The 9,435-nt window shown below is 69.0% G+C and carries 11 protein-coding genes and 1 pseudogene; 10 read left to right on the top strand and 2 right to left on the bottom strand.

The window, feature by feature from the left end; translation table 11 throughout:
* Positions 1 to 402: DUF8612 domain-containing protein (locus H531_RS13520; protein ID WP_500691337.1), on the bottom strand; the 402-nt coding region annotated here is incomplete at its 3' end.
* Positions 403 to 584: 182 nt separating this feature from the next.
* Here H531_RS13520 and H531_RS0111280 point away from each other — a divergent pair.
* The 10 genes from H531_RS0111280 to H531_RS0111235 all read left to right on the top strand — a co-directional run bounded on the left by H531_RS0111280 (position 585) and on the right by H531_RS0111235 (position 8,900).
* On the top strand, positions 585 to 1,763 hold the full coding sequence (locus H531_RS0111280; RefSeq protein WP_022799440.1) for a hypothetical protein: 1,179 nt from the start codon (positions 585 to 587) through the stop codon (positions 1,761 to 1,763).
* On the top strand, positions 1,760 to 2,848 hold the full coding sequence (locus H531_RS13135) for a hypothetical protein (protein ID WP_022799439.1): 1,089 nt from the start codon (positions 1,760 to 1,762) through the stop codon (positions 2,846 to 2,848). Before H531_RS0111280 ends, H531_RS13135 begins: the two co-directional genes overlap by 4 nt.
* Before the next feature lie 11 nt (positions 2,849 to 2,859).
* Positions 2,860 to 4,764: a hypothetical protein gene (locus tag H531_RS0111270; RefSeq protein ID WP_022799438.1), complete on the top strand. Its 1,905-nt coding sequence runs from the start codon at positions 2,860 to 2,862 to the stop codon at positions 4,762 to 4,764.
* A gap of 3 nt (positions 4,765 to 4,767) precedes the next feature.
* Positions 4,768 to 5,511 carry a hypothetical protein gene (locus H531_RS0111265; protein WP_022799437.1) on the top strand — a complete coding sequence of 248 codons (744 nt, stop codon included), beginning with the start codon at positions 4,768 to 4,770 and terminating at the stop codon, positions 5,509 to 5,511.
* Between the two features lie 45 nt (positions 5,512 to 5,556).
* Positions 5,557 to 5,769: a hypothetical protein gene (locus tag H531_RS0111260; protein ID WP_028490821.1), complete on the top strand. Its 213-nt coding sequence runs from the start codon at positions 5,557 to 5,559 to the stop codon at positions 5,767 to 5,769.
* A gap of 32 nt (positions 5,770 to 5,801) precedes the next feature.
* A complete protein-coding gene (locus tag H531_RS14330; protein ID WP_211210536.1) occupies positions 5,802 to 5,945 on the top strand; it encodes a hypothetical protein in 144 nt (47 codons plus the stop codon).
* Positions 5,929 to 6,318 (top strand): hypothetical protein, encoded by a 390-nt coding sequence (locus H531_RS0111250; RefSeq protein ID WP_342664353.1) that lies wholly within the window; start codon positions 5,929 to 5,931, stop codon positions 6,316 to 6,318. Before H531_RS14330 ends, H531_RS0111250 begins: the two co-directional genes overlap by 17 nt.
* Positions 6,315 to 6,551, top strand: coding sequence for a hypothetical protein (locus H531_RS0111245; protein ID WP_022799433.1), 237 nt, complete (start codon positions 6,315 to 6,317; stop codon positions 6,549 to 6,551). Before H531_RS0111250 ends, H531_RS0111245 begins: the two co-directional genes overlap by 4 nt.
* The gene (locus H531_RS0111240; protein ID WP_033399334.1) at positions 6,520 to 8,394 is read left to right on the top strand and encodes a S8 family serine peptidase; all 1,875 of its coding nucleotides are present in this window, start codon (positions 6,520 to 6,522) and stop codon (positions 8,392 to 8,394) included. The genes H531_RS0111245 and H531_RS0111240 overlap by 32 nt, the downstream gene beginning before the upstream one ends.
* 122 nt (positions 8,395 to 8,516) lie before the next feature.
* Positions 8,517 to 8,900, top strand: coding sequence for a hypothetical protein (locus H531_RS0111235; protein WP_022799431.1), 384 nt, complete (start codon positions 8,517 to 8,519; stop codon positions 8,898 to 8,900).
* A 3-nt stretch (positions 8,901 to 8,903) separates the two neighbouring features.
* Here H531_RS0111235 and H531_RS13130 read toward each other — a convergent pair.
* Positions 8,904 to 9,137 (bottom strand): annotated as a pseudogene (locus H531_RS13130) (transposase); the annotation flags it as partial.
* Positions 9,138 to 9,435: the final 298 nt, after the last annotated feature.

The following is a 9,435-nucleotide window of genomic DNA, read 5'->3' as shown; positions in this document are numbered from 1 at the left end:
GGAGGCGGTGCGCCAGTAGTAGAGGCCGGGGGGCTCCACCTGGGCGTCCCGGAAGGCCAGCAGGTCCAGGAGCACCAGGGTCTCGAGGTGGGCCCCCGAAGGCTTTCCCCCGGTCAGGTAGAGGGCCAGGGCGGGGTCGGGAAGGTAGGCCTTGGGAGCCTTGATCAGGCGTTTGGTGCGGCTTTTGGCATAGGCCCTGAGCCGGACCAGGAGGAAACTCACCTCCAGGAGGTTCAGGTAGCGGTGCACCGTGGCCTGGGAAAGACCCAGCTCCCGCGCCAGCTCGCTCTGGTTCAGGAGGTTACCCGAGCGCAGGGCCAAGGCCTCGAGGAGCCTCCGGAGCTCGGGCAGGTTCTCCACCGCCCGTAGGGCGGGCACGTCCCTCTCCAGGTAGGTCTGCAGATAACCGCGGAACCAAAGCTGGCGCTCCTCCCAGTCCTGGAGGGAGAGGGCGGGTACCGGGAACCACCGCCGTGCCCCAGTCCTCCCGTAGGGCCTCCGCTTCCTGGAGGAGCTCCTGGAGCGGGTGGCGCAGGCGGAAAAGGCGCTACGGCCTTGGTAGGCAATTGCTATACTAAGGCGTGATGCGCCTCATATTGTTGCTACTTCCCTTCCTTCTGGGGGCCGTGGCCCAGACCTGCACCGTGCGCTACACGTCCCCCGACTACCCCGAGCTCCCCGCTGCAAAGCCCCAGGTGTTCCTCTCCGTCTCCCCCAACCCCGCGGCGGCCCCGGGGGGGCTTTCCCTCCAGGCCTGGACGGCTGCCCCTTCCAGCACCGCCTGGGTCCGGATCCGGTGGACGGGGAGCCAGCTCGCCATCCAGGACGAGGGGCCGGGAAGCGCCACCTACCCCGCCCTCCTCTCCCCCAACCCGGTGCAAGGGTGCCCCCAGGCGAGCGCGGGCACCCGGGACCTCACTTGGCGGGACAACGGCGTCCACACCTTTGCGGCCGAGGCCTTCGTCTACTGGAAGGAATGGCGGACGGACTGGTCCTGCCAGTATGAGGACCAGACCGCCACCGTCACCACCGCCGGGGAGATGCCGAGGTACCCCTACTACAACTGCCAGCAGCTAAGGGGGTACTGGCAGGTGCAGAGTGGGGTGGTGTCCACTGCCGCCCGGGTGGCCGCCTACATCCCCTGGGAGAAGACCCTCTCCTACGACCAGGCCCTGCAGGAGTTCTCCCACCGCCTCCTCGAGGACCACAAGCGGGCCGGGGGGTCCATGCGGGCCTACGCCTACGCCAAGGAAATCCACGACCCCGTGCGAAGCGCCTTGCAGAAGATCGCCCAGGGGTACTTCTATGACTGCGGCTTTCTCGGCATCTGCCAGCGGGCCGACCCCGCAGGGGAGATCAAAATCCTCACCGACGTGCCCTCCATCCTGGAGGGCCTCCTCTACACGGGCAGGCTCTGCGGCGGGCTCCTCACCCTCTGCTTCGGCCAGCAGAACTCCCGGGGGGCAGACATCGGCCCCAAGGTGGAGATCAAGACCTTCCTCCTGGTCCAGGGGTGGCGGCACGACTACCTCCTCCTGGACCGCCTCATCCCCCGGAAGTACTACGACCCCTCCGTGCCGGAGTATGCCGGGGTGCCGGAGGAGGAGAGAAGCCAGGCCCTAAAGGGATGCCAGACCTATAAGGACACGCCGGAGGGCAGGCGGTGTCTGGCCCTGGTGGAGACGCCCACGGGCCTCACGCCCACCCTGAAGACCCTCCTCATGATCGACCCCATGTTCCAGAGGGGGCGGCCGTATCCATGAGCCGGTGGACCATCGCCCTCCCCCTCCTCTCCCTGGCCCTGGCCCAGGCGGGCCAAGGGTCCATCCTCTCCAACCTCTCCCCGGCGGACCGGGATGTGGCCGCGAAGGTCCTCCTCTCCTCCCTGGGCGACCTTCGGGCCTTCTACGCCCGCCAGCCTCGAGGCAGCACCCTGTGGCTCTTTGTCCCCGAGGTCTCCGTATGGACCCATACCCTGGCCCAGGAGTTCGAAGCCCAAGGCGGCCAGGTTCGCTTCGTGGTGCCCGAGGGGACAGCCCGGACCTACTGCCGCCTCTACCGCAGCGATAGCCGCTTCCATGTGATGCCCCGGGACACCCTGCCCAAGGAGCAGTCCTTCGCCGTGATCTACCCGCCCGCCGGAGCTACCCAGAAGGGAGCGGTGATGGCGGGGCGGTACCTGGTGGACCGCCCGGACTGGCGGGAAACGGACTACCTCTCCTTCGCCACGCCCCTCTCCCCTACCCAGGAAGGCCTCCCCGAGGCCCAGGCCTACGTGTGGGGGTCCATCTCCCAGGCCAACCTCAAGGCCAGGGTGTGGTTCAAGGATTGGACCTTGGACTCCTACGAGAACTACTGGACGGGGATCAACTTTGGGTTCGACTGGAACGGGCAGTTTGAGGCGGTGGTAGGGCGCGGAAGCGAGTCCTTCACCCTGGAGGGGTGGACCCCCGGAGCCATCTGGTTCGGCACGCGAAACTTCTCGGTACGGGACCGCGAGGGGCGGTACCGGGGGTACGCCTACGTGTACCTGGCGCTCCCCACCTACACAGGCAGCGCCTATCTCCGGGGCTGGAGCCAGACCACACGCTACGCCACGGACAACGACCGCCCCGTGGAGGCCGGGGGGTACGTAACGGCGGAGGGCCAGCGGTACCGGATCCCGGGCCTCGAGGGGTACCTCCTGCCCACGGGGAAAGACCTCGAGGCCGCCGAGGGCGACCCCTACGTGAGCTACATCACCCGGTCCATTTCCCCGGACCAAGCGCCCTTCGGGGGGACGGGAAGGCCCGAGGCCAAGGTCTGGTTCAAGCCCCTCTCGGAGTGGTGCCGGGAGAGGGGACTCTAGGAGGGTGTGGGATGCGGTGGCTTGTGCTGTTCGTATTGGCCCTGGCTTGGGCCCAGGGGCCTACGTACGAGGAGTGGACCAAGTACCTCCTTTCGGCCCCGGACTACCGCTTGGAGCAGGTCCTGAAGGGGAAGTGGCCCTACGTGGAGGTCCTGAGGAAGGACCGCTTCCGGGACTACCAGAAGGGGCAGTGCGACCCCCAAAAGGACCCCAACGGGTGCAGGGGCCGCCTGCCTTGGGCGGAGGCCCAGGCCCACGAGTTCTACCTGCCCATGAGCGGCCTCGAGGCCACCCGGGAGGTGGCCCGGGACCTGCGGAAGGCCTGGCAGCGCTTCGAGGAGCGCTACTACTGGCGGGTCATCACGGAGCTCAACAACCCCGCCTTCTGGTTCGCCTACTGCCTCGCCGGGGTGAAGGGGCCGCCTCTGGACCCGCCCCTGCCCGACTTCCGGCTCCAGATCCCCTCCGAGGGGGTGGACCCTGCCTTTCTGGCGGCCGCCCGGGGTGGGCTGGATATGGGCGCCTGGGCTTCCGCCGGGCTCCACAAGCTGGACCGATACCTCCCCGTGCCCCAGGTGGACCCGCAGGAGTTTTGCGACGGCCTCGGGATGCAGATCCTGCCCCTCATGTACATCCCGGGGTTCAAGATCCTCATCCAGGGCCACGAGGTCTTCCGCACCGAGGGGTACCCCTCGAGGCCCCTCTGGTTCAACTGGGACGAGGCCTCCTCCAGGGTGGAGCGGGCCATGCAGAAGGCCCTCACCGAGTACTACGCCGACTACCAGCAGGAGGTGGCGAGGATCCTCCTCACCCCACGGCCCTCTACACCCCAGGACCTCATCCAAACCTTGGGCCAAGACTTCAGAAACCTGGGAGCACCTAAAGCTTACCTCCCCGTTCCCTGGCAGGGGCACCTCCTGGGCGGGGGAAGCGTGGTGGCCCCGGTCTACGCCGAGCTCTTCCCCGCCGACCCCACGGCCCTCTGGAACCAGGTCCAAGGGCTGTGGAACACCTACAAGGGCCTCATCGACCAGGCGGGGAGCGACCTGGAGAAGGCCTACCTCTACGTCCACTTCTACCGCTCGGCCAAGGACCTCTTCCATTCCCGGGCCTTCCTCGGCCTCCCGGGGATGGACCAGGTGAAGGCCGCGCTCAGGAACCTGGTGGAAAGCCCCCTGCGCACCCTGGCCCAGGGCATCCCCATCCTCTCCCGGTGCGCGGGGAGCCTGGACGCCCTGGCCGACTGCTCCGCCGTGGCCCTGATGAAGGTGGACGGGCTCTGGAAGCTCAAGCGGGACCTCGAGGCCCGCCTCGCCCAGAACCCCAGGGACGCCGAGGCCCAGGCCCGGCTGCACGAGGCGAAGGCGCAGCTGCAGACGGACCTCGGGCCAAGGGCGCAGGAGCTTCCCATCAAGGCCGACCGGGAGGGGCCGGGCCTCTGGAAATTCGAGGAGGCCAAGCGCTGGTTCGGTCCTTCCTCCCTGCCCGTCTACGAAACCTTCGGGTACACCACCTTCTTCCAGGCCGCGAACTTCCTTGAAGCCACCACGGTGCCCGACATCCGCAATGTGGACCTCTCCCAGGTGAACCTGGGCAACTGGCTGGGCTGGGCCTGGAGCCAGCTCTCCCGGCTCGTGGTCTACTGGCACGTGCCCCTCACCGTGGACATCCGCCTGGAGTACTGCCCCCCGTGCCTCCTGGCCTACCCCTCTCCCCCCCTGGAGGGTCCCATCCAGCCCCTGGGGGTGCCGCCCTACATCCTCCCCTTCGCTTTGGAGCGGGCTCATTGGCGCTGGGTCTCCGTGCCCGAGGGGTACGAGGTGCCGGGGGTGCGGGGAGCGCCCTACACCCTCCTCTCCGGCCTTTCCGGCTACGCCGACCTTAGGGCCCTCTACAGGCCCCTCATTGGGAGGTGACGCGTGAAGCGGTGGATGGCTCTTTTGGCGGTGGCCCTGGCCCCCGCCCTCGCCCAGCTGGACTGGGGCGGAATCAGCGACAACCTCCAGCAGGTTGGCCAGGTGCTGGCGTGCGACCCCTCCTCCCTATCCCAGCTGGATTTCTCCCAGCCAAGCCTGGTCTTCCGGGCAGTCTACAAGGTAACCAAGTGCGTCCTTTGCTCCACCCTGAAGATGTGCGGCTTCCCCGACGACATGCTCTACCCGGCCGCTTGGGGAGAGGTTCAGCAGGCCTTGGCCAGGGGCCAGGAGGTCATGGTGGTGGGCTCGGGAGCCGGAGTGGAAGCCCTGGCCCGCTACCTGGGGCTTCTCCTCTACGGTGGAGGGTGCCAAACCATCTCCTACGGGGGGGTGCCCATCTACACCTGCCCACCTGAAGGAATCAGGATTCCCAAGGCCTACATCGTTACAGATGGACGAACCGCACGCAAACTAGAAGCTGACCTAAAGAACCCGGTAAAGGAGGGTTTGCTCAAGATCGTGCCAGTAGGAGGGGAAAGGGATTCCCCGGAGCTTTCCGGGGTCATCCTGGGCCTGCCCATCCTGTGGGCCGACAAGGCGTACCTCTTTGCCCCCGGGTACAGCACCCCTGACCGGTGGCTCTGGCTCACCCCGGACGGCCCCGTAGCCAGCAAGGTGGCCCTGGTGATGCGCCTAGCCACAAGCCACGTGGTGAGCGCCTCGAGGCGGCAGGAGGAGGTCCGGTGAGGCTGGGGGGCCCAAGGGCCCCACGGAGGAGAGTGGAGGTGAAGGATGTGGACGGATTTGGCGGAGTTCTGGCGGATCGTGGAGGAAGCCTCCGTGGTGCGGGTGGACGGCACCGGGCAGTACTACCTGGTGCGGCACCCCGAGCACGGGTGGCGGCTCTACCAGCGCGGCATCGAGGCGGCCTTCCTCCTCGCCGAGGGGGAGGAGGCGCTCCGCTGGGCGCCGGAGTTTAGGGTGCCCCTGGAGGTGAGGGCTTGATGTGCTCTATGTGCGGCGGCACGGGCCGGATCGTGGTGCGGGTGGGCGGGAAGGAAGAAGAGATGGCCTGCCTTGAGTGCTGGGAGCGGGAGCAGGAGCTCCCCCCCGACGAGATGTACGAAATGAGCGAGGATGAGTACCTTGCTTGGCTTGAGGAGCTTGGCTATATCTTTTAGCCTCCTGCTTTCCCTGGCCCTGGCCCAGGGCCTACCCCAAGTGCGGGAGCTCCCGCCCCGTGAGCTTTACTGGTTCCTCGTCAACCGGGTCCAGGAGGCCATGGTGGTGGGCCTGCCCCCGGAGGGGCTGGGGGAAGCCCTCAAGGGGAAGCGCCTCACCCTGGTCCTGGGGCGGGAGGCGCTTCCCTCCTGGGCCCGGGGGGCAAGGGCGGTGCGCCTTGGAGGCAGCTTGGTGGCGGGCTGGTTCCTTCTCGCAGACGGGCGCTTCTTCGTGGCCCCGAAGGGTCAGGCCTATCTGGTGGTGGAAAGCCCGGAGGTGGTGGCGGTCCTCCGGGGGTACTTCGCCGTGGCCGTGGCAGGAGGTGGGCGATGAGGATTCTCCGGTTGGACGGGAGCCGGAAGCGGCGGGTGTACGAGACCGAATTTGGGAACTGGTGGATCCAGGAGTGGCCTACGGGACGGTGCCGAGCCTGGTGGGAAGGCCCTAAGGGGGAGCAGGAGGAGCTCGGGGACTTCCCCACCCTCGAGGCCGCCTACGAGGCCATTGAGGCGGACTTTGGGCGGCGGGTGCAGGTTGAAGAGGACGACTTGGACCCTCCTTTTTAGCCTGGTGGTGGCGGGGTGCGCCCTCGAGGCCCCCCTCCTACGGCTATCCCTCGGCAAGGAGGAGGTGCGGGCGGCGGAGGGCGGGGAGGCCATCCTCCCGGTGCGGGTGGAGGCCAGGGGGCTTAGGGCCCGCCTCTGGGTGGAGGGTCTGCCCGAGGGGATAGCCCCCAAGCCCCAGGAGGTGGCCAGCGGGGAGGTCCTCCTGCCCCTCTTGGCCCTCCGGGCCGGGACCTGGGAGGCCCGCGTGGTGGCCGAGGGCGGGGGGATGCGGCGGGAGGCCTCCTTCCGCCTGGTGGTGGAGCGGGCCTCCTCCCCGGACCTCTACCTGGAGGGCGCGGTCTACGTGGGCGGGGAAGGGGTCGTGCCCCAGATGGCCTACCCGGGGAGGCCTTTGGGGGGAGGGTGGTACCGGGTGGGGGGGTCCTTGGTCCTGGGCAGGCTGAGCCTTCCCGACCGCCCCCTCGTGGCCCAGGGGGGTGAGGCCGAGCCCCTCTTCCCCGAGCAGTGGAACCTCCCCCTGGCCCGCTTCCCCGAAGCCTGGCAGAAGACCGGGGGAGAGGACGTGGTGGTGGCGGTGGCGGACACCGGGGTCCTCCCGGGCCACCCCGACCTCCAGGGTGGGCTCCTTCCGGGGCTGGACCTCCTGGACGGGGACACCGATCCCACGGAGCCCGCCACGGGAAGCCCCCTCCAGACCTTCCACGGCAGCCATGTTTCGGGGATCCTGGCGGCGGCCTGGAACGGGGTGGGGATGGCGGGGGCGAGCCAGGCCAGGCTCCTGCCCATCCGCCTGCTTACCCCCCAGGGGACGGGGCGGGAGAGCGACCTCCTCCTCGCCCTACGGTGGGCGGCGGGGATTCCCGTGCCGGGCCTGCCGCCCAACCCCCACCCCGCTCGGGTGGTCAACCTCTCCCTAAGCGGGGAGGGCCCCTGCTCCCCTGCCCTCCAGGAGGCCCTGGAGGAGGTTCGGGCCCGGGGGGTTTTGGTGGTGGCGGCGGCGGGGAACTACGGGCAGGACTACCGGGACTACTTCCCGGGCAACTGCCGGGGCGTCCTGGCCGTGGGGGCGGTGGGGCCGGACGGGAGGCTTGCCCCCTACTCCAACCGCTTCGCTCCCCTCCTCGCCCCCGGGGGCAGCGGGAGCCAAGGGGTTCTGGGCCCCAGCCTTGGGGGCTATCGCTACCTGCAGGGGACGAGCCAGGCCGCTCCCCACGCGGCGGCGGCCCTGGCCCTCCTCGCCTCCCTGGGGGAGGCCTCCCCCCTGGCCCTGGAGGGGGCCCTCCTCGCGGGAAGCCGGGCCACCCCGGAGGGGCGCCTCTTGGACGCCCTGGGGGCCCTCGAGGCCCTCCGGGGAGGGGGCGTGGCCCTCCGGGTAGAGGGGTCCTTGGCCCTGAGGCCCGGGGAAGAGGGAAGCCTCCCCGTGGAGGTCCTCGCCCCCTATCCGGTGCGGGTAGCCCTGGAGGCGCCGGGACTTACCGCCTATCTCGCCCCCAACCCCGCAGAGGGCCCGGCCTACCTCCGGGTGCGGGCCCCCTTGGGCACGCCCCCAGGGAGCTACCGGATCCTTCTTAGGGCCGCTTCGGCCCAGGCAGAGGCCAAGGTCCAGGTGGGGGAGGTGGCCGCCCGGGTGGTCCTCGAGGCCTGCCCGGTCTCGGGGGCCTGCCGGACCCTCACCCTTCCGAAGGCAGGGGGGCCTTTCCGCCTGGAGGGGTTGAGGCCCGAGCCCTACCGTCTCCTCGCCTTCTTGGACGGGGACGGGGACGGCCTCTTAGACCCGGAGGAGCCCCGGGGAGAGGCGGAGGCCACGCCCCCTGCGGCGGGGGTGCGAGTGGGGGTGCCTTAGAGGCTTTCATCTCCGGATGCAGAAGGGTGAAACGGGTCTATCCCCTGGACGCCCGCTTTCCTGGGGAGGAAGTCCAAGTGGGTCCACCGGAGGATCCAGGCTCAGGTTAAAATCCCGCTATTATGGCGAAGACCAAGGTTCTCCTCTCCTTGGCCACGCTTCTGCTCGCGGCCTGCGGCAAGCTGAACCTGCCCGGCCTCACGCCTCCCCCCTTCACGGGAGCCCTGGGCCTCCCCTCCCCCCTCCAGACCGTAGCCCCCGGGGGCCAGGTCCAGGTGCCGGTGCGGGCAACCTTCAACGATCCCCAGGTGGCCTCCGCCACCCTCACCGTCCGCCTCGCCGACCCTTGCGCCAAGGGGACCTCCAACTGCCCGGGCTGGGACGCGAGCCGCTACCCCGGAGTGGCCCACCCCACGGGGAGCTACACCCTGACCCCAGGGAACCCAAGCGCCACCCTCACCTTCCAGGTGGACGCGGGGGCACTCCCCCAGGGCCCCCAGACTTGACCGCTATGCCGCATAGAGCCCCAGGAAGCGCAGGGCGGAGAGGGGGTTGAAGGAGAAGATTTCCAGGGCTGCCACCCCCTCCCCGTGAAGCTTGGAAACCAGGAAGGCCCAGAGCCCTGCCAGCACCCACGCCCCCACCCCCCGCACCCAAAACGATCGGTTCTCCACCTCCCATCGGGAAAGGAGAAGCTCCCCAAGCCGCCTCGCTTCCGCCACCTCCGGCCCCAGGCGGGTGAGGCGGCGATTTCCTCGGCCGGGTTGCCCCCGCCTCCAGCCCGTTGTTACCTGGGTGAAACCTTCCCCCCTTACCCTTAGGGCGTCCTGAGGGGAAATCCCCGCAGGCAAGGAGGTAAGGGATGAAGAAGACAGCGATGGCGGCAGTGGGTGTCTTGGCAGTGGGGGTTTTGGCCTTGGCCCAGGTAGGAAAGAACCCCCAGCCGGGGGCACAAAGCCCCAGCTACCGGGGGAGCATCCCGGTTCAGGAGAACCTCCAGGACGAGGGGAACGAGGCCCAAGCCTACCAGGCCCTGGCCAA

Origin of the sequence: Thermus islandicus DSM 21543 (assembly GCF_000421625.1) — a bacterium.
Classification (GTDB): Bacteria; Deinococcota; Deinococci; order Deinococcales; family Thermaceae; genus Thermus; species Thermus islandicus.
The sequence above is the reverse complement of the archived record's forward strand: the minus strand, read 5'-3'. Positions and strand labels throughout refer to the sequence as shown.

What these genes read in the sequence shown, in the direction of transcription:
- H531_RS0111280 (WP_022799440.1), top strand. Translation starts at nt 585, where the DNA reads ATGCGCCTCATATTGTTGCTACTTCCCTTCCTTCTGGGGGCCGTGGCC.
- H531_RS13135 (WP_022799439.1), top strand. Translation starts at nt 1,760, where the DNA reads ATGAGCCGGTGGACCATCGCCCTCCCCCTCCTCTCCCTGGCCCTGGCC.
- H531_RS0111270 (WP_022799438.1), top strand. Translation starts at nt 2,860, where the DNA reads ATGCGGTGGCTTGTGCTGTTCGTATTGGCCCTGGCTTGGGCCCAGGGG.
- H531_RS0111260 (WP_028490821.1), top strand. Translation starts at nt 5,557, where the DNA reads ATGTGGACGGATTTGGCGGAGTTCTGGCGGATCGTGGAGGAAGCCTCC.
- H531_RS0111245 (WP_022799433.1), top strand. Translation starts at nt 6,315, where the DNA reads ATGAGGATTCTCCGGTTGGACGGGAGCCGGAAGCGGCGGGTGTACGAG.
- H531_RS0111235 (WP_022799431.1), top strand. Translation starts at nt 8,517, where the DNA reads ATGGCGAAGACCAAGGTTCTCCTCTCCTTGGCCACGCTTCTGCTCGCG.